Genomic DNA, 22,729 nt, shown 5'->3' on the forward strand with positions numbered 1-22,729 from the left:
TGATCTGATCGTTTAGGGTATCTGTACCGGAAAGTATTTCCAAAAACAGATACCCTAAATTTTTAATACGAGTACATGAGTATAACAACAGCAAAAGCAAACTTTCGGAAGATTAACCTTATCACCATTGTTTTGTTATTTGTTTTGATACTGGCGGGGGGAGTTGTACGTAGCAGCGGTTCAGGAATGGGATGCCCTGACTGGCCTAAGTGTTTTGGTCGTTATATACCTCCTACAGATGCATCTGAGTTGCCAGCTAACTATAAAGATGCTTATGTAGCAAAGCGTACCGCAAAGAATCAGCGATTTGCTAAAACTTTGGACGTATTTGGCTACAGCGATTTAGCTAACCGCATACGCCAGGATAAATCCATCCTTTTACCTGAGGAGTTCAATGCCACTCGTACCTGGACAGAATATATCAACCGGTTGATTGGCGCCCTTTCAGGACTGTTTCTTTTACTAACGGCAATTTATTCCTGGAGCTATCGTAAAGAAAATGTTTGGATACCAGTCTTAAGCATTTTTAATCTTGTACTGGTAGCTTTTCAAGCCTGGTTGGGCTCGATCGTTGTTTCCACTAACTTGGTTGCCTGGATAGTTACTGTACACATGTTACTTGCATTAGTGATACTAGCTTTGGCTATATACACCTATCACGCGGCAAAAGTAATTGGCAAAGCAAGTCTTAAGGTTAAATCATTTATTACTATACTCACAGTTATTGTTACTGTATTGAGCATTGTACAGATAACATTAGGGACTGAAGTGCGTGAAAAGATAGATGCTGTTGCCGGTCATTTTCAGGGGCAGGAGCGGGGGCAGTGGGTAGAAAGAGCAGGAGAGATTTTCAGCGGCCACCGCGATTCGGCTCTGTTAGTGCTTGTGCTTAATGTGATGTTATATGCACTTATCCGTAAAAGCTTTAGTCGGCATTCCATACATCAGCAGTTAATGAGTTTTGTGTTTTTGATGATCATGTTACAAATAGGTACGGGTATAGCGTTATCCTATTTTGCGCTGCCACCATTTGCACAGGCATCGCACATCGTACTGGCTAGCTTAATTTTTGGCGCTCAATTTTACTTATTACTCAATTTGTTCCGTTCAGCTAATTATATGGAGGCGCGCAGATGATCTGGAAAGATTTAATTAAGCTGATCAAGTTTCGGCTTACTTTTTTAGTTGTTTTCTCGGCATCCATCAGCTTTCTGATCGGCAGCAAGGTAAACGTTATTGAAGGTTCCCAGGAAGCAATTAACTGGGTGAACTGGATCAAGCTAATCGTGGGCGGCTTCTTGATAACAGGTGCTGCGAACGGGTTTAACGAAATTATAGAGAAGGATTTAGACCGCTTAATGAAGCGCACTGCAGATCGTCCTTTACCGGCCGGACGCATGACCAACGGACAGGCACTGATTTTAAGCCTGTTTATGGGTTTCAGTGGTACTTACCTGTTAGGCAGCTTGAACTTGTTCACCGGCTTTTTATCCATATTTGCCATCATCCTGTATGCGTTTGTGTATACGCCATTGAAGCAAAAGTCGCCTATATCGGTTTTTGTAGGTGCAATACCGGGTGCGCTGCCTACCATGATTGGTTACATCGCGGCACATCCCAAGCTTGATCATATTGCTTTAATCGTATTCTTTATCCAGTTCATCTGGCAGTTCCCTCACTTTTGGGCTATTGCCTGGGTATTGGATGATGATTACAAGCTGGCAGGTTTCCGTTTGTTGCCAACCGGAAGGCGAGATGTGGTAAGTTCAGTAATCACTTTTGTATTTACACTGGTATTGTTACCTGTAAGCTTGCTGCCTACTATTTATAAGTACGGAGGCTATTACTTGGGCGGCGTATCGCTTGTGTGCAGCCTCGTGTTTTTATATCAGGCTTTTATGCTGATGCGTACGCGTGAAATTAAAGCAGCGCGCCAGCTCATGTTCGGTTCTTTTTTGTATTTACCGATAGTGCAGTTAATGTTTTTATTTGATTTTGTAGGAAAGTAATTTATGGCTCAGATACAGCAAGAAAAAAATAAGCTCAATCTAACGCCCAAGCGTTTCAACATGTGGGTATTTATATTCACATCGTTTATGTTCTTTGCGGCGCTCAGCAGTGGTTTTATCGTTTACAGCGGTGGCAAAGGGCACGCATTGAATGTGATATTGCCAGATGCGTTTATGTTCAGCACGGCAATAATTGTGTTAAGTAGTGTTACCATGTTCCTGGCATCAAAAGCTGCTAAGAATCTGCAGTTCGGTAAGCAGCGCCTGTTTTTGTGGATTACCTTCTTGTTAGGTGTCGGCTTTTTCATCGCCCAGATTTACGGCTGGTATATACTTACTTACCGTATGGGAGTGTACTTTAGCAACCCTAACGCGTCGCAATCTTTTATTTATGTATTTTCGGGCATGCACCTGCTACACATTTTGGCAGGTTTGGTGTTATTGATAATAAGCCTGGTGGGAACCTACCGGAATACCCCTCAGGTTTTGAATTTGTTCCGGATGGAGATGAGTTCTATTTTTTGGCATTTTGTCGATATTATATGGATTTATCTCTATGTTTTTTTACTTTTGAACCAGAATTAACAATCTATTTTAAGTACAAATGAGTACAACAGCGGTAACATCACCTATTGATGAAGTGAAATCAACGCCATGGTCTGGCGGACGTTCTCCGTTTTCGGTAGAATACGGTAAAATGATGATGTGGTTTTTCCTGTTATCAGATGCGTTTACTTTTTCATCCCTATTAATTGCCTACGGCGCTTTACGTTTCAGCTCAAGCAGCTGGCCAGCTGCCGACTTAGTATTCCAGTCAGTTCCCGGCATGATTGAGCATGGCGCTCCATTAGTGTTTGTGGGTATCATGACCTTTATTTTGATTTTGAGTTCGGTAACTATGGTGTTAGGTGTTGAAGCCGGCCATCGTGGTGCTCGTAAGGAAGTAGCTATGTGGATGGTGCTTACCATCATTGGCGGCTTTTTGTTTTTGGGTTGCCAGGCTTTGGAATGGAATCACTTGTTCCACGAAGGCTTTGGCTGGGGGCATATTCCTCATGAAATTAAAGAGTACTTTCATGAAGGTCAAACACCTTCTACTACTTATACCCAACAGTTCGCTAACCTATTCTTCACCATTACTGGTTTCCACGGTTTCCACGTATTCAGCGGTGTAATCATTAATATCATTATCCTGATCAACGTACTGGCCGGTACTTATGACAGACGCGGTAGCTATCTGATGGTTGAAAAAGTAGGCTTATACTGGCACTTTGTAGACTTAGTTTGGGTGTTTGTATTTACCTTTTTCTATTTAGTATAAATTTAAAAAACTGATTTAATTATGTCATCAGAAAAACATACAGAACATCATGATCATGCGGAGCATGATACTATGACACGCGGCAGAATTGTAAGGGTATTCATATACTTACTCGCTATCACAGTTCTTGAGTTTGCTATAGCATTGATTGCAGTACCTCACGGTTTAAGTCTTCGCATAGCTAACCCCGTATATATCTTACTTACTCTTCTGAAAGCGTTTTATATAGTAGCATTCTTTATGCACTTGAAGTTTGAGAAGGCAGGCTTAGTATATACACTGGTTATTCCAATTATTTTCATTATCGGCTTAATTTTAGTACTTACCAACGAAAGTAATCATTGGGTGGATTTAAGGGGATAATGAATAGATTTTCAGTTTCTTTAAAAAAGATTGTAATCCTGGTGCTCATCTTAGCAGTACCAGGATTTTTATATTATTTACTTACCGTAAAAGGGAAGAATCGCTATAAACCACTGCCGTTTTACGGGCCTAAAGAGGTTGCTAAAACAGGGCACAGCCACCATGGTAATTACATACCCGATACTATTTACCATAAGCTAAGTGATTTTAACCTTGTCAACCAAAACGGCGAGCCGGTATCACTAAAGAACTTTACAGGTAATATTTTTATCGTCAATTTCTTTTACACCAATTGCCCGACGGTATGTAATGAAATGAACAAGAACCTGCATTTTTTGGCCGATACCTATCGCAAAAACCGTATGGTTAAGTTTGTATCCATAACTGTAGACCCGCAACGTGACGACGTGAATACACTAAAGGCATACGCTGCTAAGTACAAATTGCCGGCTGATAAATGGCAGTTCCTGACTGGTGATACAACGAGCATTTACAATCTGGCACGAAAAGGCTTTTTAGTGAATGCTGTACAGCTGGATAAGGATAATTTTGTATATAGTGATAAGCTGATACTGATTGACCAGGAGAAGCGCGTTCGCGGGTACTACTCCGGTACCTCAGTACCTGAAGTAAACCGCCTGAATGATGAGATAAAAGTGCAGATAGCCGAAGAGTTGCGTAAAATTAAAGCCCCTGATTTATAACATGAACATTTCCGATAAACTGATATTCCGTTTTGTAACCGGCTTATCCATATTCGTTTTTGCCGTAGTAGTGATACTGAGCATGAAGGTTTTACCTAAGCCCGAAGTGCCTGCAGGTTTGCTATACTTTTTACCTAAGCTTAATGCTATTTTCAATGGCACCTGCAGTGTGTTGCTGCTGGTTTCACTGTACTTCATCAGGCACGGCAAGGTGGCATTACATAAACGCACCAACATACTTGCGTTTATTTTATCGTCTTTGTTTCTGGTATCTTACATTGCGTTCCACTGGTTAGCGCCCGAAACAAGATATGGAGACTTGGATAGCAATGGTGTAGTGACCGAAACAGAGAAACTGGCTGCCGGGAATGTGCGCTATGTATACTATTTGATATTAATTACACACATTATACTGGCTGCAGGTGTTTTACCGTTAATATTACTCAGCTTTTACCGCGGCTTACAAATGCAAGTCGAAAAACACCGCAAACTGGTAAGATGGACGTTTCCTATCTGGCTGTATGTAACGGTTACCGGGGTAATTGTTTACGTAATGATTTCGCCTTATTACAATTTTTAGTGAATGTTTATAGGTAACTTTGTAAACGAATGAAAACATTAAAATTATTAGCATTCAGCTTTGTAGCTGCTTTAATGATATTAAGTGTGCAGCCTGTTAAGGCCCAGTGTGCTATGTGTACTGCTAATGCCGAGGCCGGCGTTAAGAACGGCAACACAACCACCCGCGGATTGAACAATGGCATACTGTTTTTGCTGGCTTGCCCTTACCTGGCCGTAGCAGCGGTAGGGTTTATATGGTACAAAAAGTACCGGCGTAAAGATGTGGAGATCAATATGCACAAAGAGAACTTTCACTTAAACTAAAAAGACAAGCACCCCACACCTGCGGGTGCTTTTTTAATAATAGATAATGGCAAAAACATCCAAGTTTAAAGCTATGGCCCTGGCCAAATGCCCCAAATGTCGCAGAGGGGATATGTTTCCTGGTGGCACTTACAGTATAGGGGGCAACAAAATGAATGAACACTGCCCTCGTTGCGGTTTTCATTTCGAGATTGAACCCGGCTACTTTTATGCGGCTATGTATGTAAGTTATGCTTTAAATGTTGCACAGGCAGTATCCTTGGCAGTGGCCACCTATGTGCTAACCGGTAATTTGGAGTCGCCGTGGTTATATTTGCTTATCATTTTGGGCGGATGTTTTATACTTGCACCATTCAATTATCGTTACTCAAGGGTAGTACTGCTGTATTGGTTATCGCCTAAGGTACACTACCAGCCACATTTAGATACGGATGATACAAACTGATACCCTGCGATTTTTACACGATTTGGCAGAGAACAATACCCGCGAATGGTTCCAGGCCAATAAAGAAAGGTTTGACGCTGCGCATGAAAATGTAACCGGTTTTGCGCGCGAGCTGATACAGGCATTAAGTAAGCTTGATCCAAGCGTAAATGCCGATCTTGACCCGAAGAAATGCGTGATGCGTATTTACCGCGATGTTCGTTTCAGCAAGGATAAAACGCCTTATAAAACTAATATGGCTATAGGCAGGCTTACTAGTAATAAAGTACGCGAGATAGGATACTGGCTGCAGATAGAGCCCGGTAAATCTTTCATTGCAGGAGGTTACTGGATGCCCGAGAATGAGCACCTCAAAGCGATAAGGCAGGAGATTGATTACAACGCTGCAGATCTCATCGCCGTTGTTGACACACCAGAATTTAAAAAGCTGTTTGGTGCGTTCAGAGATCAGGAAAAACTTAAAACCCTGCCTAAGGGTTATGATGCCGATAACGAGCACATTGAATTGCTAAAGCTAAAAAGCTTTATAGCCTACCGCGACCTGACCGACGATGAACTTACCGCACCCGATGCCGTTAAAAAAATAGCCAAGCTTTGCAGTAAAATACAACCGCTCAACGTATTTTTGAACAACGCCATCAACTAAAATTAACACAATACCCTAATTACCCATCATGAAAATAAAATACCTTTTACTGGCATCGGTGCTGTTTATGATGCTGCACTCCTGTAAGGTGCTTTCGCCTAAACAATACAAGGCCTTGGTTGCAAGCCGCGATTCACTGCAGAGCCGTACCTCTCATCTGGAAGAAGAGCTGGCCCGCTTACAGGCAGATACCGCCCGCTTACACCATGAGTTGACCGAGCTACAGCAAAATTTCAATGCCTTAAATAAAAACTACAATGCAAGCTCTACGCAGGTTAACCAGCTTTCGGGCGATTTGAAAAAACGGGAGGCTCGTCTGCGCGAGGTAGAAGATATACTGCGCAAACGTGATGAGGCAGCCAATGCCCTGCGCGATAAACTGCAAAAGGCTTTATTAGGCTTTCAGCAAAGCGGCTTAACCGTTGATATCCGGAACGGTAAGGTATATGTATCCCTGACCGATAAACTGCTTTTCCCGTCGGGCAGTATCGTGATTGATGAGAAAGGCAAGCAAGCATTGAAACAGCTGGCCGAAGTAATGAACAAGGAAGCGGATATCAATATGTCGGTTGAAGGGCATACGGATAACCAGCGCGTAGTAAACTTGGGCCAGATTAAAGACAACTGGGATTTGAGCGTACTGCGTGCCACATCAGTTACCCGTTACCTTACCGAGGTAGAAAAAGTAGCGCCACAACGCTTAACTGCTACCGGTAAAGGCGAGTTCCAACCGGTTGATCCTGCTAACACTCCCGAAGCACGTGCTAAGAACCGCCGTATTGAGATTGTGCTTACGCCAAAGCTCGACGAGTTGTATAACCTGATTAATAATAAATAATCAGCAATGGTGATTTATTATTGAATAAGATAAATTTCTAACTTTAAAAGCCCTTTAGCTTCAAGCTAAAGGGCTTTTGTTTTAAATTAAGCCCTATGAAAACTTACGCCATCATTTCCGACATTCACGGCAATTCATTGGCCTTACAGGCGGTTTTAAATGATATTAGTACACGCAGTATAGATACGATCATTAATCTGGGCGATCATGTATTTGGAGCCTTGGAGCCGGAGGTAACTGCCGGAATACTAGGCCAGCACCCGATGCTATGCATCAGTGGCAATACCGACCGCGAGATATTGGAGAGTTTTGAAAAGCCATCCGCCAAAGAAAATATGGACCGGGTGAAATCCTTATTATCAAACCAAACGCTCGATTGGCTAAAAGGCCTTCCTAAAACGGCAACCTGCGATGGGGTATTCTTTGTATGCCATGGTACGCCCGAAAGCGATGACGCGTATTTGCTGGAAGAAGTAACCGCCCAGGGCGTATTTGTTTATAATGATGATGTGCTGGTAGAGAAGACGAAGCATATTCAGGAGCGCATCATTTTATGCGGGCACTCGCACGTAAACCGGGTAATATACCTTTCGAACGGAAAGATTATTCTTAATCCCGGCAGTGTTGGCTTGCCCGCCTATTTGGGTACAGGCGAGCACCGGTTTGCCATGGAGTCCATGACGCCGCATGCTAAATATGCCATAGTGCAGGTAGATGGTGAATCTATGAATATAGAGCAGGTACACTGCACTTACAACTGGCAGCAGGCATCGGCCAGTGCAAAAGCAAACGGCAGCGAAAAATGGTCGCAATTCCTGCTACACGGCCGTATGCCGAAGGACTTAAGAGTATAGAGGGAAGAGCCAAGAGATAAGAAACAAGAGCTAAGAATCAGGAATTAAGATTACAATCTCTACTTTAATTCTGCCTTTCTCGGCTCTTGCTTCTGAAGTTTACTAAAACGGGCTGTTGAAATCGGCAAAAGCAGGCAACACCTGGTCTTTGGCCGAAAGCACAATGTCGCGCTCATCTACACCCCAGCCAATAGCTATAGCAGGGTCATTCCAGATCACGCCTATTTCCGAAGCTTTATCGTAAAAGTTGGTTACCTTGTACGTAAATAAGGTGTTATCTTCCAGGGTTACAAAGCCGTGCAAAAAGCCGGGAGGTATCCAAAGCTGTTTATGGTTATCGCCGGTTAGTTCAACCGTTACATGTTGTCCGTAGGTTGGCGAGCTTTTGCGGATGTCTAACGCTATATCCAATACACGCCCTTGCAGTACGCGTACTAATTTACCTTGCGCAAACGGTGGCGCCTGGCCGTGCAGACCTCTTAACGCTCCCTTGTGCGAAAAAGATTGGTTGTCTTGCACAAACTCGGCATCAATCCCAGCTTCCTTAAACTTAATTTTGTTGTAGCTTTCGTAAAAATAACCCCTGTCATCAGGGAAAATTCGCGGCTCTATAATCAGCAAGCCTTCAATGGCGGTTTGGGTAATGTTCATGGGGGCTTATAATTCTTGCATCAGGCTGTTAAACAAAACATAACGATTTTCGAACTGCTGGTGATGCCGTATGTGTAACTGCTGGGCATATTGAGCTACAAACTCCTGGTAACGGTTAATATCGGGCGTAAGGTACTGTATGCAGTAAGTAACACCTTCGTTAGGCGAATCCAGTACCGCCAGTATTTTGTAAGATTCAAAGCAGCCGGTTTTAATTACCGCCGGTATATGTTCCTCTTTCATCCATTGCAGCCATTGCTGATGAACGGCTTCTTCCACCACGAAGGTTTCGTTATAAATAATCATTCTTACAAAAATAGAAATTAAGATGAGGTATCGGGCTGGTCGCCACGCAATATTCTAAAATGCTTGCGGGCTTCATTGATCCATATACTGCCCGGATAATCGGTAATGATTTTTTGGTAATAAGTTTTGGCAGCTTCCTTATCATTCAGCTGGTTCTCATACAAATCAGCCAGCATAAATACGGCATCATCGGCCCAGAGTCCGCCGCTATGTTCGTCGGCAATCTTTTTAAGCGGAGCCACTGCCCCGGCATAATTTTTTTGCTGAATAAAGATACGCGCTTTAGCCATCATAATATCATCAGTAAGCGTATTGCCAGGATACTTTTGATCAATACTGTCCAGAGTAAGTAACGCTTTATCGGGCTGTTCTGCAAAAATAAGCAGGTCGGCACGGGCATACATTTTCAGCGCCTTGCCGGCGGTATCCAATTGCGTATTATCAGCTATCAGCAACGACAGGTTAAGCGCATCATTGGCAATTAATTGGGAGGTAGCCGCTTTCAGTACATCCAACTGGCCTTTGGCCCAGCTAAAATCGCCGGTATAGTAGGCCAGCTTGGCATTGCGGTAGTTGGCATCCTGCGCCATGGGCGTACCCGGATAAGCCTTTTCAACCTGGCTGTAGGTAAGCGTAGCTTCCCAGGGCTGGTGGTTCATCAGGTACACATCGCCCAAATCCAGCTTGCAGCCCGACAGTAATTGCGGGCGCAACCCGCTGATGGCAACGGCCTCTTCGAGCAGCTTTTGTGCTTCGGGCAACTTGTGCAATTTGTAGGCCTGCAGGTTAGCCAGCTTTTGCATGGCAAAGGCAGTGCTGCTGGTTCGGCCAAATTCGTTCAGCAGGTCTATATAATCTTTCTCCAGGCTAAGTAAATCGGCCTGCACATATTTTCCGGCAGTGATTTTTAAGTTTTTGGTATTGATGAGTTCAATTTTTGAGGGGATGTACAGCTCATCCTGCCGGGTATTTTTGGTAAGCAGGTATTCATATCCCCGTATAGCTGCATCGTAAGCACCGTTCGAGGTCAGTGTGCGGCACAGTTCAAAAATATCGCTACCATTGTTGTTGGTTTGCCGGCGGTTTAAAGCCAGCGCCTGGTTAAGTGCCTGGTCGTATTCTTTTTGTTGCAGGTACTGCCAGGTTAGCAGGTTGGTATATATAATTTGCTGCGGGTCTTTTTGCAGGCGTTTCAGTAAAGCCGAGCGCAACATAGCATAGTCGGCCTCACCTTCATATAACGAGGCTAACGTATTTTGTGCCTGGTTAAGATACAGCGGGTTTTCGGGCAAAAAGTTAAGGTACTCCTCAGTTAAAGCTACCTTATCGCGTTTGTAACGGTACAGGCTAATCAGTTCATTACCAAATAAGCGGTCGTTACGCAATACTTTGCGCCCCTGCTCAAAGGTTTTAATGGCATACACGGCATTATCACTCCGGTAAAACTGCATAGCCAATGAGGCAATAGCATTTTGTTCAGGTTGCAGGTTTTTAATCAGCTCCTCATACAGCGGATTGGCCTTGTCGGGCTGGCCTTGCTGTGTATATATGCGGCCCATGCTCAGCACATACAGTGCATCGCCAGGGTGCTTGCGCATGGCTTTCTTGGTGATGCTTTCGGCCTCATCAAATTTTTTAAGATCAAGCAGGCTGGTTACGTATTGGGGGTAATAGGTTTCATTGTCTTGCCGGTATAGCTTCTGGTAAATATCAAACGCTTTTTGTAATTCGCCGTTGGTGCGATACTGGTAGGCAAGCTGCAAATCATTATTTTGGGCAAACGTTTGGGTAAGGCCTAACAGGCAAACGATTAGAATCAAAAATAATCTGCACTTCATTTTATTCAAAAATAACCAATTAAACTTAATATAATGTGCAATTTCGTGCGGCATTAGTTCTTAAACTAACGGGTAAAATTGTAGTGACATTACCTGCGGCTTAATGAAAATTAGCTAATTTGACCTGAATTGATAACCGGGCGTTTGTAATAAACATGTTAAACCGCATTAAATTTTTACTGGTTCCTGTACTGCTGCTTGCGCTGTTTTCATGTAAGCAGGAAACCGTGCGGCAAATTCCCGTACGCGATTTCTTTAAGACACCAGAAAAAAGCTTCTTCAAAATATCGCCTGACGGCAGATACGTATCTTACCTGAAACCTTACCAGGACAGGCAAAACCTGTTTGTACAATCATTAGCTGATGGTAAGGAGCAAAGGGTTACCTCATTTACCGACTATCCCGTACGCGATTACTTCTGGACTTATAATAACCAACTGGTGTTTAGCCAGGATGTGATAGCTACCGACCAGTTTAAGCTTTATGCCCTTGATATAAATACCCTTAAACTGCGGAACCTGATTACCCAAAGCCAGGTCAAGCTGCATTTGCTTAACCGTAATCCGCAACAGCCCAATATTATTACGGTTAGTATGAATAAGCGCAACCCCGGCGTATTTGATGTGTACCAGTTAAATATCAATACCGGCAGGCTTGAATTGTACATCGCCAATCCGGGTAATATCACTGAATGGTTTCCGGATGATGATGGTAAGATCCGTCTGGCTAAAGCATCAGACGGGGTGGATAATACCATCCTGTACCGGCCTACAGAGCAGTCGCCGTTTAAACCCGTCATCAAGAATAATTTTAAGAATTCGGTTAGCCCTATCGCATTTACCGGCAAGGGTGCCAATTTCTATGCCCTTTCAAACATAAACCGCGATAAAACAGCACTGGTGGAAATTAATGCTGCTACAGGGAAGGAAGAGCGGGTAATTTATACTACCGATAAGGCGGATATTCTGGAAGTAGGCTATTCGCGAAAACGGCATATTATAGAGTACGCAGGCTGGGACGATGCCAAGCCGCATAAGTATTACCTGGATAGCAATGCCAGTCATGTTTACAGCGATCTTAAATCGAAACTGAAAGGCAGCGTTATAAAAATTATAGACCGGGATAGCAGCAGCAAAAAGTTTATCATCAACACCTACTCCGATCGTAACCCCGGCTCTTTTTATTTATACGAAAGTGAGAACGGCAAATTGAGCCAATTGGGTAATATCAACTCCAGCATCGGCGCTGATGAGCTGTGTGCAATGCAGCCGGTATCCTACAAAGCGGCCGACGGCTTGGTTATCAACGGCTATCTTACCTTGCCGAAAGGGAAAAAGGCTGTTAACCTGCCGGTGGTGGTAATGCCGCATAACGGTCCCTGGAACCGTAATTATTGGGGATACAGTGCCGAAGTGCAGTTTTTGGCCAACCGTGGCTATGCTGTTTTTCAGATGAATTACAGGGGATCAACCGGTTATGGCAAAGCTTTTTACAGTGCCGGTTTTAAACAGGTAGGCGGTAAAATTCAAACCGATATACAAGATGGCGTAAAGTGGTTAACAGCACGTAAAATTGCCGACCCTAAAAAAGTTGCCTTATTTGGTGGCGGTTTCGGCGGGTTCTCGGCTTTGTATGGCGTGTCATTTCACCCTGAACTCTATAACTGTGCTATTGTACAATATGGGCTCATCAACTTTTTTACCTACATTAAAGATGCGCCGCCATTTGTGAAACCCTACCTGCAAATGACTTATGAAATGGTGGGCAACCCCGAAACGGATGCCAGTCAGCTAAGAGCCATATCGCCGGTATTTCATGCCGATAAGATTAACAAGCCGCTACTGATTTTCCAGGGCGCTAAAGATCCGCGTGCCAATATAAGCGAGCTCAACCAGTTTGTGCGCGAGCTGCGTAAACGCAATGTGCCGGTTAAGTATGTGCTGAAAGAAAACGAGCGTACTTTTTTCAGAAGCGAGCATAACCGTATGGAAATGTATGCCGAAATAGAGAAGTTTTTAGACAACAACCTCAAGGTTAAACCTTAAGGCCCAAGTTATGGAAGCGCCCAAAACAGTTTATCAGAAAAACTTTTCGCTTATTGCGGCTTTCCTGGTATTGATTTCCATTACCCTGGTGGTGGCTTTGGTAATTGCCTACAACCTGACGTCTAAATATGTAGAAAGCGAGTTCGCATCCAAAAAGATTGATGTACTGGAGCAAACTATTAAACCATACAACGAATTTTTTCAAAACCGTATTCCCGAGATTACGTCCTACCAGGGCTTTTTGGATTCGGCATCAGCAGCTAATTATGCCGATTCCGTTTTTCGGGATTATGCTTTTGTAAAGCGTATTGTTTTTCATGAAATCGCTATTGGCAGTCAGCCTGGTCAGCCGCAGGAGTACAGGCGGTTAAGCATATCCGACAAATCGGTGTATCTGTTTAAGCCTAAACGAAGCCGCATACAAGGCATTAAAATCATGGGCGACCCTGGTGATGATTTCAGGCATATGGCAGGCAAGTTCAGTAACTACATTAACCAGGCCGATACCAGTCGCATACCCGGACAGGACGAGATATATAAAACCTTTTATGATGTAAAGCCCAGCAAAATAAGCTATCTGAACATACCCCGGCGCGAGGAGCTGAAGATATACCGCGAAATGCTGCAAACCGGCGGATCGCCTGTGTTCTACAAACAGAACATGATGACCTTCATGCTCGACCCGTTTGCTATTCGCATTAAAAACACGCAGCCCGAACTTTATCAGCAAATCGCTATCCGGCCGGTGGTGTATGATCCGCTGAATGATGATGCGGATACCATTATAACAGAGGTAGCTTTCCCCGGTGCTTTTGCCGATTATAAGCTTTATTTCCAATCAGCCCGTAACCACTTAAACGCCGAGATCAATCGCCGTTTTATGCCTACAGGGGCCATTGTGTTATTGATCTATATATGCTTAGTAATTATCGGCTGGCTTATTTATCGTAACCTGAATACCAACCTGAAGCTTTTTAAACTGCAGTACGATTTTATTAACAACTTTACCCACGAGTTTAAAACGCCGGTAAGCGTTATCAAAATTGCCGGGTCGAACCTGCGGGGAGATGGCGAACTCAGCGAAAGGCAGCGTAAGCATTACGGAAAAATACTGGACGAAGAGGCCGACAAGTTGAACGAGTTGATGAACAAGCTGCTATCGTTTACCCAGATTGAGAATCGCTCCATTAAAATCAATAAAGAAGAAGTAAACATTGAGCAGTTTGTGCAGAAGTATATCAATACCTTCCGTATCAAATATCCCGACTTTAAGCTGAATTATGCGGTAAACGATGTTGCCGGCTTTTACACCGATCCGGTGTTGCTGGGCAGTATTTTTCAGAACCTGATTGAGAATGCCTATAAATATTCAAACCCCGATCAGAAAGAACTGTTTATTAGCATTTACTACGATAAACACTATATTGTGTTTTCTTTTGCGGATAAGGGAATAGGCATACCGCATAAAGAAATAGATAATATTTTTAAGAAGTTTTACCGTATTGAAAACCAGTACAACCAAAATGGCAGCGTTGGCCTGGGCTTGGCATTTTGCAAAGAACTGGCTAACTTTATGAACGGAGATATACAGGTAAAAAGCAAAGTAAATGAAGGGTCGGAGTTTATAGTTACGCTACCCTACGAAAACTGAAACATGAATAAAGAGATCAAGATAGCACTGGTTGAGGATGATGAAAATCTGCGGTTTTTAGTAGCCGAGCGCCTGGAATCGGAAGGATACAAGGTGCTGGAAGCTGCAAACGGTACCGATGCCGAAAAAATTATATTGGAAAATCAGCCTGATATTGTTTTGCTGGACTGGATGCTGCCGGGTAAGCAAGGGTCAGAAGTTTGTACCAGTATCCGCGAAAAAGGATTTGATAAGCTGGTGATTATGATGACGGCAAAAGCGCAAGACGTGGATAAGATTGAGGCTTATAACTTTGGCGTGTCTGATTATATCACTAAGCCTTTCAATATGGATGTGCTGGTGGCCATGATTGATAACAAGATCAAGTTTTCGCTGAATAGTGAAAAGTCAGAAGTGTACCGCTTTGCGGATATGGAGCATCATCCCAATACGCACCTGCTGGTAAAAGCCGGGCGTAAAATTGAGCTGACCATTCTGGAAAACCGTATCCTGTTATATTTTCTGAAAAATAAGAACAAGGTCATCAACCGTGAAGAACTGATGATGGAGGTTTGGGGCTATAATACCGATGTAAATACCCGGACTCTGGATATGCATATTGTAAGGTTGCGCAAAAAAATCGAGAGCAATCCCGATTCGCCGCAATATCTGCAAACAGTAAGGGGCATAGGTTATAAGTTTGCTCACGAATAACAAAAGGCCGGTATTTATCATGATACCGGCCTTTTGCTTTAATTGGCCCGAAAGTAAGCGTGTAACTTTTTATACTCAAAATCAGTAAACGGGTATGAACTGGGGCTTTTGCTTATCCATAAAGCCAAATGCGTAATTATTTGTAATTTTGCAAAAATTATAAGCCGTAGCCTTGATCCCTGGCCGGCAGTTCACAATTTTTTCATGCTGAATAATTTAATTTATCTGTATAGGATGCGGTATTTGCTGCTGCTGTTCTTTGTTGTACTATCTTTTTCGGGGCATGCACAGCAATTGAAATTTACCCACCTGTCAACCGAGAACGGGCTGTCGCAAAATACGGTTCACTGTATTTTGAAAGACCGCTACGGCTTTATGTGGTTTGGTACCGAAGATGGCTTGAACCGTTATGACGGCTATAAATTTATTGTTTACCGTAATAATGCCAGGGATAAAAGCAGCATAGCAGGCAATTTTATCAACGCACTTTACCAGGATGGCAAAGGCAATATATGGGTGGGTACCAATGGCGGCCTCAGCTTATACAACCGGGCAACCGAAACCTTTGTTAATTATTATCAAAATAACCGCGACAAGTACTCGATAAGTGATAATGAGATTACGGCCTTACAAGGCGATGATGATGGCAACCTGTGGGTTGGTACCTACCGCAACCTTAATCTCTTTAACCCCAAAAATGGTAAGACAATAAGGTACAAGTGTTATGAGCGCGACTCCTGTACGATATCAAACAATACTATTACCGCTATCGTTCAGGATAGCCGGCACCGTATTTGGGTAGCTACGCAAAACGGGCTCAATCTGTATAACAAACAAACCAAAAAGTTTGTACGCTACCAGTATGATAAAAACCCCGGCCTGCACAATATACATGCACTGGCCGATGATGGCAACGGAAATTTATGGATAGCAACCGATCATGATGGATTAAGAAGCATCAATCAGAGCACCGGGCAGGTAACTGCTTACCGGAATTTACCATCACATTATTATAGTTTAGGCAGCAACGCTACTTTCACCATCACTAAAGCAGGCAATGGTAACTTATGGATTGGTACCGAAGCCGGTTTAGATTACTATAATAAAGCCGATAGTACGTTTACCACTTATGTAAACAATCCGGATGATGACCGTAGCCTGTCTTTTGCCTCTGTGCGGGCAGTGTATGTGGATAATCTGGGTATAGTTTGGGTGTCAACCTATTCGGGCGGCATCAGTAAGTATGATAGGAATCTGGCTCTGTTTAATCGTTACCGTTATCAAAAGGGTAATGCGCAAGGGCTTAATTACCGTGTGGTAACTTCCTTTGCCGAAAATAACGATGGCAATATATGGGTAGGTACCGATGGCGGTGGATTGAATTTGTTGAACACCAAGACCAACACCTTTACGCATTACCAGAACATACCCGGCAATAGTAATTCATTGTCTAATAACGCAGTTTTGGCATTGCTTAAAAGCCGCAGCAGTAAATCGCTATGGATAGGTACTTACCTCGGCGGGCTTAACCGGCTCGATCTGGGCACCAATACGTTTATTCGTTATACTGCAGGCAACGGTGCTACTTCATTGAGTGATGATAAAGTATACAGTATTTTTGAGGATTCGCACCGGAATGTATGGGTGGGTACCAATGCTGGCGGGGTTAACCGGATTGATGGAGTTACTGGTTTGGTTACCCGTTTTCGCCGTAATCCGGATAAGGACTATGATGAAAACAGCCTGGCATCCGATGTGATACGTTGCTTTTATGAACATACCGACGGCAGTATCTGGATAGGTACTTACAACGGGGGCATAAGTGTATACCAGCCGCAAAACGGAAAGTTCAGCCAGCTAAATAAAGGCAACAGCGGGCTGTCAAGCAATATCGTTTATAACATTCACCGAGATAAAAAGGGTACTGTTTGGGTGGGTACCATGGGTGGAGGCTTAAATAAGTTTGATGCCCGTAGCAGGCGTTTTATCAGCTATACCACGCAGGATGGTTTGCCCAATAACACCATCAATAGTATAGTTGAAGATAAGGAAGGTAAACTATGGCTTAGCACTAATAACGGCATTAGCCAGCTGGATCCGCAGCGGGATAAATTCAAAAACTATACATTGGAAAATGGTCTTCAGAACTACGAATTCAGCTTGAACGCCGGACTTATATCCAGCCAGGGCGAGGTTTATATGGGCGGTATTAACGGCTTCAATGCATTCAACCCGGCGGTAATTCCTGTAAATGCAAGCCGTCCGGTAGTAAGGCTTACCGATTTTGAGCTGTTCAATAAAAAAGTATTGGCAGGTACCAAAGGCTCACCGCTACAACAGTCTATTACCCAGATTTCTGAGCTTACTTTAAAACACAGCCAAAGTGTATTCACCATCCGTTTTTCGGCCATGGATTATACCCTGCCGCATGAAAACCAGTATGCTTACATGCTGGATGGCTTTGAAGACGACTGGAACTTTATTGGTACCCATCATTCTGTAACCTATACCAATCTGGATCCGGGTACTTATACGTTCAGGGTAAAAGCCGCTAATAACGAAGGCGTGTGGGGTAAAGAAACAACACTTGTCATCAAAGTACGGCCACCTTTCTGGCTTACCTGGTGGTTCCGGTTGCTGGCTGTTATGGTGATACTGGCCCTGATTTATCTGGTAAATCGTTACCGGATGCGGAAAATGAACCAACAGCGGCACGAATTGGAAAGGCTGGTAGCCGAGCGTACCCGGCAGGTACAAAAGCAAAGCGATGACTTGCATGCGTTGAATGAGGAATTGCAGAGCCAGTCTGAAGAAATGTTGACGCAGGCCGAGGAGTTGCAAACGGTCAATGAAGAGCTCATGACCCAAACGGAAGAACTGCAATCCTTAAACGAAGAGTTGCATGAGCAGCGCCTGCATGAGCAGCAGGCTAGGGCGGAGGCGGAGAGGGCAAATCAGGCCAAGAGCGTTTTTTTGGCTACCATGAGCCATGAGATCAGAACGCCCATGAATGGTGTGATCGGGATGGCATCACTACTGGCCCAAACGGAACTTACCACCGAGCAGCATGAGTACGCCGAAACTATTGTACACAGCGGCGAGGCCTTGCTCAATATTATTAATGGTATACTCGACTTTTCAAAAATAGAGTCGGGCAAGCTGGAGCTGGATCCGCATGAATTTAAACTGCACACCTGCGTAGAAGAAGTGTTGGATTTGTTTGCAGCAAAAGCAGCCGAAAGCAATTTGGATTTGCTATACCACATTGATCCGCAAGTGCCCGATTTGTTGAAGGGCGATAGCATGCGCCTGCGGCAGATACTGATGAACTTGCTGAGCAATGCCATTAAGTTTACCCACCAGGGCGAGGTACTGCTGGAGGTGATGCCACTTGAGTTAGACGGTAATCGGCAGGCTATCCAATTTGTAATAAGCGATACAGGTATAGGTATACCGGCCGACAGGCTTTCGGGCTTGTTTAAGCCCTTTACGCAGGTTGATTCATCCACCACGCGGCGTTATGGCGGTACCGGACTGGGGCTGGCCATCAGCGAGCGTTTGGTTAAACTGATGGGTGGCCAAATTAAAGTAGAAAGCCAGTTAGGGAAAGGTACTAAGTTCAGTTTCTCTATACAATGTACGGTGCTGCAACCAAGCCAGGCGCAGGTTTTTGACATGCCCGATGTAAAAGGCCGTCGGATACTGATTGTGGATGACAATAAAACCAACCTGCGCATCTTAAAACTACAGCTCGAGCAATGGGAAATGCAGGTAGTAACAGCATTAACAGCTCACGAAGCCTTGCTTTTAATTAACGCAGGGCATGTATTTGATCTGGTTATCACCGATATGCAAATGCCCGAAATGGACGGAATTCAATTAGCCGAAACCATGAAGCACACTCATTCGCAAATGCCGGTGATTTTACTTAGCTCTGTTGGTGATGAAACACGTAAAAAGCATCCTGATTTATTCAACTCCGTTTTAATTAAGCCTGTAAAGCTACACCATTTAAGTACAGCCGTACAAAATGCCTTGAAACGAAATATCCTGGCGGCTACTGATACCGAAAAGCCGAAAATCCGCGAGCAACTGTTAAGTGTTGCTTTTGCACAAGAGTTTCCATTAAGGTTGTTGGTAGCTGAGGATAATCCGATTAATCAAAAGCTGATAGGTAGAATCTTGGCCAAGCTGGGGTATGAGCCTGTTATGGTGGTAAATGGCCTGGAGGTATTACAAATAGTAAAGCAGAACAGCCATGATGTGATTTTAATGGACATTCAGATGCCCGAAATGGATGGTTTGGAAGCTACCCGCGCTATTCGCCGGGAGGCTGATATCCGCCAACCCTATATTGCAGCCATGACGGCCAATGCCATGCCCGAAGATGAGCAGGAATGCTACAGGGCCGGTATGGATAATTATATCTCCAAGCCGCTTAAACTGGAGGTGTTACTGCATGTTTTGGAAGCAGCTTATAAAGCGACCAGAATTAAACCTGACTAAATTTTAGTATAAGCTTTAGCGCTGATAAATTTGCCATAAAAGTGTTGTTGTGCCGTTAAGCTATATTGATATTGTTTAAATACCGCGTCTGTTTGCGGTAGCTTATTTACCTCAACGGCCTGGAGCAGCTTAAAAAAGCGATACATGGTTTTGAGCATCAGCCTTTGCCAAAAAGGCCCGGTAAGTTCAAAATCAGTGTTAAGCCATAAGCCATTTGGTTGAAGTTGGTTGTGCAGTTGCCCGAAAGTTTTACGTAGTGCCTCATCTGTAAAATTGTCAAACAGAAATGCGGTGATGATTACATCATACGAAATCGCATTTTTGACGTTGCCGATATCATCCGTAACAAAGCTTACCCGGTTGCCGCCAATGTTGCGCTTGCGCGATAGTAACATCATTTTGGCCGATATCTCTACGTAGGTAATGTCTAAGCCCGATGAATAATGTTGGGTTAGCGCTTCCAGTATTTGCCCGGTACCGCCACCCACAATCAAAATGCGGCTATTGGGCTTAATGAGATGCAGAAAATGGTTTTGTGCGTTTACCTGGCTTTTGCCGAATACAAGATGGGACAGGCGGTCGTAAAACCAGGCGGTACGGTCATAATTGGCTGCCATATTTACAGAAGCTTAAAAATGAGCAGTGCCACGTACTGTAATATCAATACCCCATCCAAAAAGAAAAAGTAATAGTATTCATCTTTTTTCCGGTGCGATTTAAAGATCAGCCAGCCGGTAATGGCGGTGGTAAGCGTTAGTGCCCAAAAATCGTTGCTGAAACCGTTGTTGCGGAATATGAACAAAAGACCAATGTAGCCCGCCAGTAAAAGCTGGCAAAACAGGTATGCATTCTTTTCGCCCCAGGCTACGGGGATGGTTTTTAAGCCGGCAATCTGGTCCTGAAACAGGTCGCGTATATCAAAGGGTACTGTCAGGGCCGCAATAAACAAAAAGCGCTTGGCGATCAAGATAAGCGTATCCTGCATGGATACATGGCTCAGGTGCGCATGTTGTGCCTCCAATACGGGCAGTAATACGCAGCTTAATGTCCACACCAGGGTAATAGAGAGCGCTTTTAACCCCGGCACATTACGCAGCCCCGATTTACGCTTGCCATTGCTGAACAAAGGTAAGCCATACGCAAATGATAAAGCTGCCAATGATAAGAGCAACAGCTTTGACGAAAATGATACCAGGAAAAATAATGGAATTAACGACAGTAAGCAAATTATAGTAAAGGTAACCATTAGCCTGTGCCGGGCAAAAAACCAACGTACGCGGTGGTAAGAGGAGTTTTCGGGATGTTTAGGCCGGATAATGAGTATGCAGAAATTATACAAGCCCAGCGTTGAGGTAAATAACAATACCAGCACCGGATAAACCGGTTGTGCACCTATCAAATGAAAAGTAACCAGCCCTTGTGCCACAGCGCATAACGCAATAAATACGTTGCTGAAAAGCAAGAAGTCAAAGGCAGGCAGCAGTAACTTTTTCATTTATAAATGCAATGATAAATATCCTGCCTTTGTTTGCGAATTATTTTATGAGAATGATGGTTTGGATTTGTGCAAACGAGAAGTAGCCCCTGCGATAAAGCAGCTTACAAACTGTTCAGCATAACTAAATGTATTGTAAGATGCACAAGGATTTCGAGCAACGGTAGCTTATCCTACCTTTTTCGGATCATTGCCCGATCTCAGTTCAAATATGGTAATCTCCGGCAAAATACCTACCCGGCCCGGATAACCTAAAAAGCCGTAACCTACGTTCACATACAGTTGCTGATTACCCTCATGGTACAATCCGGCCCACTCTTTATACACAAACTGGATTGGGCTCCACTGAAAATGCTCGGTTTGCACACCAAACTGCATACCGTGCGTATGGCCCGAAAACATCATATCAATTTGCGGGTAGTTGGGTACTACCTGCGCTTGCCAATGGGAGGGATCGTGCGACAGGAGCAGCTTTACCGGCAAATCGTCGGTATTTTGCACAGCCAGATCCATACGGCCATATTTGGGGAAACGACTAAGCAATCCCCAGTTTTCAATGCCCAAAATGCCAATTTCTTCGCCATCTACTTTTAGCCGGCGGTTATCGTTCATCAGCAAGTCCCAACCCATATTTTTATGAGTGGTTTTTAAATCGTCGAGGTTTTTCTTTTTAGCTGCGGCATCGGGCCACCAGGAGTAGTCGCCATAATCATGGTTGCCTAAGGTTGAGTACACGCCCAGCGGCGCTTTTACTTTGGCAAAAATATCCTGGTACTCGCGCATTTCATTGCTTTGGGCATTTACCAAATCGCCGGTGAAGAATATAAAGTCGGGCTTTTCGCCTAACAGCAATTCCACACCGCCCAGCACTGCTTTCTTATTATAGAAGCTGCCGGAGTGGATGTCAGAAATCTGGCCGAGCCGTATACCGTCAAACTTTTTTGGCAGATTGGGCAGGTAAACGGTACGTCGCCTTACCCTGTAGTTATATACACCATTGATAATGCCATAGCTCAGGCCTGCTAAAGGGAGCGTAGCTGCAATCAAACCGGCCTTAATTAAAAACTCAGAACGTGGAATGGCATCTGGCTTAGGTTGGCTGGCCGGAAATTCCGGCTCTTCCTTTTTGCGTTTGCGGGCAATGGATAAGGTCAATCGCCGTATATCATCAACCAGTATAAATGGCAAAAAACATACTTTACAAGCCAGCAGCAAAAAGAACAGCAACAGAACAGCCCCTTTAAAGCCTACCGAAAACTTGATGAACACACTTGCTATTAAACCTATAACCAGCAGGACAGATATAGCCCAGTAACCGATTTGAAAAGTACGGCCTTGTATAAAGCGCGATTTTTTTAACGTACTACGCAATCCGTTGCTGATGTACACATCGGCCAGTAAAAGACCAATACAAATAAGAATAATAGTGAGGCCGTGTCCCTCCATAAATAAATCAATTTGCCCCACCCCAACCCTCCC

Annotated in this window: 22 protein-coding genes; 16 read left to right on the top strand and 6 right to left on the bottom strand. The window is 44.0% G+C overall.

What is annotated here, in order from left to right; translation table 11 throughout:
* Window positions 1-75 precede the first annotated feature (75 nt).
* The 12 genes from KHS38_RS17095 to KHS38_RS17150 all read left to right on the top strand — a co-directional run bounded on the left by KHS38_RS17095 (window position 76) and on the right by KHS38_RS17150 (window position 8,065).
* The gene (locus KHS38_RS17095) at window positions 76-1,137 is read left to right on the top strand and encodes a COX15/CtaA family protein (protein ID WP_213489752.1); all 1,062 of its coding nucleotides are present in this window, start codon (window positions 76-78) and stop codon (window positions 1,135-1,137) included.
* Entirely contained in the window at window positions 1,134-2,009 is an 876-nt protein-coding gene (gene cyoE / locus KHS38_RS17100) for a heme o synthase (protein WP_213489753.1), read from the top strand. Before KHS38_RS17095 ends, cyoE begins: the two co-directional genes overlap by 4 nt.
* Window positions 2,010-2,012: 3 nt before the next feature.
* On the top strand, window positions 2,013-2,594 hold the full coding sequence (locus tag KHS38_RS17105; protein ID WP_213489754.1) for a cytochrome c oxidase subunit 3: 582 nt from the start codon (window positions 2,013-2,015) through the stop codon (window positions 2,592-2,594).
* A 19-nt stretch (window positions 2,595-2,613) separates the two neighbouring features.
* Window positions 2,614-3,330, top strand: a complete 717-nt coding sequence (locus tag KHS38_RS17110) for a cytochrome c oxidase subunit 3 (protein WP_213489755.1) — start codon at window positions 2,614-2,616, stop codon at window positions 3,328-3,330.
* Window positions 3,331-3,351: 21 nt separating this feature from the next.
* A complete protein-coding gene (locus KHS38_RS17115) occupies window positions 3,352-3,693 on the top strand; it encodes a cytochrome C oxidase subunit IV family protein (protein WP_213489756.1) in 342 nt (113 codons plus the stop codon).
* Window positions 3,693-4,397 carry an SCO family protein gene (locus tag KHS38_RS17120; protein WP_213489757.1) on the top strand — a complete coding sequence of 235 codons (705 nt, stop codon included), beginning with the start codon at window positions 3,693-3,695 and terminating at the stop codon, window positions 4,395-4,397. The genes KHS38_RS17115 and KHS38_RS17120 overlap by 1 nt, the downstream gene beginning before the upstream one ends.
* A gap of 1 nt (window position 4,398) precedes the next feature.
* Window positions 4,399-4,977, top strand: coding sequence for a DUF420 domain-containing protein (locus tag KHS38_RS17125; RefSeq protein WP_249665443.1), 579 nt, complete (start codon window positions 4,399-4,401; stop codon window positions 4,975-4,977).
* 29 nt (window positions 4,978-5,006) lie between these two features.
* Complete coding sequence (locus KHS38_RS17130) at window positions 5,007-5,282, top strand: CAMCR motif-containing small membrane protein (protein WP_213489758.1); 276 nt, start codon at window positions 5,007-5,009, stop codon at window positions 5,280-5,282.
* A 46-nt stretch (window positions 5,283-5,328) separates the two neighbouring features.
* Window positions 5,329-5,727, top strand: coding sequence for a DUF983 domain-containing protein (locus tag KHS38_RS17135; protein WP_213489759.1), 399 nt, complete (start codon window positions 5,329-5,331; stop codon window positions 5,725-5,727).
* Window positions 5,714-6,373, top strand: coding sequence for a DUF2461 domain-containing protein (locus KHS38_RS17140; protein WP_213489760.1), 660 nt, complete (start codon window positions 5,714-5,716; stop codon window positions 6,371-6,373). Before KHS38_RS17135 ends, KHS38_RS17140 begins: the two co-directional genes overlap by 14 nt.
* 28 nt (window positions 6,374-6,401) lie before the next feature.
* Window positions 6,402-7,211: an OmpA/MotB family protein gene (locus KHS38_RS17145; RefSeq protein WP_213489761.1), complete on the top strand. Its 810-nt coding sequence runs from the start codon at window positions 6,402-6,404 to the stop codon at window positions 7,209-7,211.
* 95 nt (window positions 7,212-7,306) lie between these two features.
* A complete protein-coding gene (locus KHS38_RS17150; RefSeq protein WP_213489762.1) occupies window positions 7,307-8,065 on the top strand; it encodes a metallophosphoesterase family protein in 759 nt (252 codons plus the stop codon).
* Window positions 8,066-8,167: 102 nt separating this feature from the next.
* Here the strand turns inward: KHS38_RS17150 and rfbC are convergent, their stop codons facing one another.
* The 3 genes from rfbC to KHS38_RS17165 are packed head-to-tail and all read right to left on the bottom strand — an operon-like array spanning window position 8,168 to window position 10,860.
* The gene (rfbC, locus tag KHS38_RS17155; RefSeq protein ID WP_213489763.1) at window positions 8,168-8,716 is read right to left on the bottom strand and encodes a dTDP-4-dehydrorhamnose 3,5-epimerase; all 549 of its coding nucleotides are present in this window, start codon (window positions 8,714-8,716) and stop codon (window positions 8,168-8,170) included.
* Between the two features lie 6 nt (window positions 8,717-8,722).
* On the bottom strand, window positions 8,723-9,022 hold the full coding sequence (locus KHS38_RS17160; RefSeq protein WP_213489764.1) for a DUF4286 family protein: 300 nt from the start codon (window positions 9,020-9,022) through the stop codon (window positions 8,723-8,725).
* Between the two features lie 17 nt (window positions 9,023-9,039).
* The gene (locus KHS38_RS17165) at window positions 9,040-10,860 is read right to left on the bottom strand and encodes a tetratricopeptide repeat protein (RefSeq protein WP_213489765.1); all 1,821 of its coding nucleotides are present in this window, start codon (window positions 10,858-10,860) and stop codon (window positions 9,040-9,042) included.
* A gap of 155 nt (window positions 10,861-11,015) precedes the next feature.
* Here KHS38_RS17165 and KHS38_RS17170 point away from each other — a divergent pair, with 155 nt between their 5' ends.
* The 4 genes from KHS38_RS17170 to KHS38_RS17185 all read left to right on the top strand — a co-directional run bounded on the left by KHS38_RS17170 (window position 11,016) and on the right by KHS38_RS17185 (window position 19,755).
* Window positions 11,016-12,905, top strand: a complete 1,890-nt coding sequence (locus KHS38_RS17170) for a S9 family peptidase (protein WP_213489766.1) — start codon at window positions 11,016-11,018, stop codon at window positions 12,903-12,905.
* Between the two features lie 10 nt (window positions 12,906-12,915).
* Window positions 12,916-14,556, top strand: a complete 1,641-nt coding sequence (locus tag KHS38_RS17175) for a sensor histidine kinase (protein ID WP_213489767.1) — start codon at window positions 12,916-12,918, stop codon at window positions 14,554-14,556.
* 3 nt (window positions 14,557-14,559) lie between these two features.
* On the top strand, window positions 14,560-15,249 hold the full coding sequence (locus KHS38_RS17180; RefSeq protein ID WP_213489768.1) for a response regulator transcription factor: 690 nt from the start codon (window positions 14,560-14,562) through the stop codon (window positions 15,247-15,249).
* Window positions 15,250-15,453: 204 nt separating this feature from the next.
* Window positions 15,454-19,755 carry a hybrid sensor histidine kinase/response regulator gene (locus tag KHS38_RS17185; protein ID WP_213489769.1) on the top strand — a complete coding sequence of 1,434 codons (4,302 nt, stop codon included), beginning with the start codon at window positions 15,454-15,456 and terminating at the stop codon, window positions 19,753-19,755.
* Here the strand turns inward: KHS38_RS17185 and KHS38_RS17190 are convergent.
* The 3 genes from KHS38_RS17190 to KHS38_RS17200 form a co-directional block, all read right to left on the bottom strand.
* A complete protein-coding gene (locus KHS38_RS17190) occupies window positions 19,752-20,372 on the bottom strand; it encodes a class I SAM-dependent methyltransferase (protein WP_213489770.1) in 621 nt (206 codons plus the stop codon). The two genes, KHS38_RS17185 and KHS38_RS17190, sit on opposite strands and share 4 nt — an antisense overlap.
* Window positions 20,373-20,374: 2 nt before the next feature.
* Window positions 20,375-21,250 carry a UbiA prenyltransferase family protein gene (locus KHS38_RS17195; protein WP_213489771.1) on the bottom strand — a complete coding sequence of 292 codons (876 nt, stop codon included), beginning with the start codon at window positions 21,248-21,250 and terminating at the stop codon, window positions 20,375-20,377.
* A gap of 168 nt (window positions 21,251-21,418) precedes the next feature.
* The gene (locus KHS38_RS17200) at window positions 21,419-22,696 is read right to left on the bottom strand and encodes a metallophosphoesterase (RefSeq protein WP_213489772.1); all 1,278 of its coding nucleotides are present in this window, start codon (window positions 22,694-22,696) and stop codon (window positions 21,419-21,421) included.
* Window positions 22,697-22,729: the final 33 nt, after the last annotated feature.

Origin of the sequence: Mucilaginibacter sp. Bleaf8, from assembly GCF_018390515.1 — a bacterium.
Lineage (GTDB): Bacteria > Bacteroidota > Bacteroidia > Sphingobacteriales > Sphingobacteriaceae > Mucilaginibacter.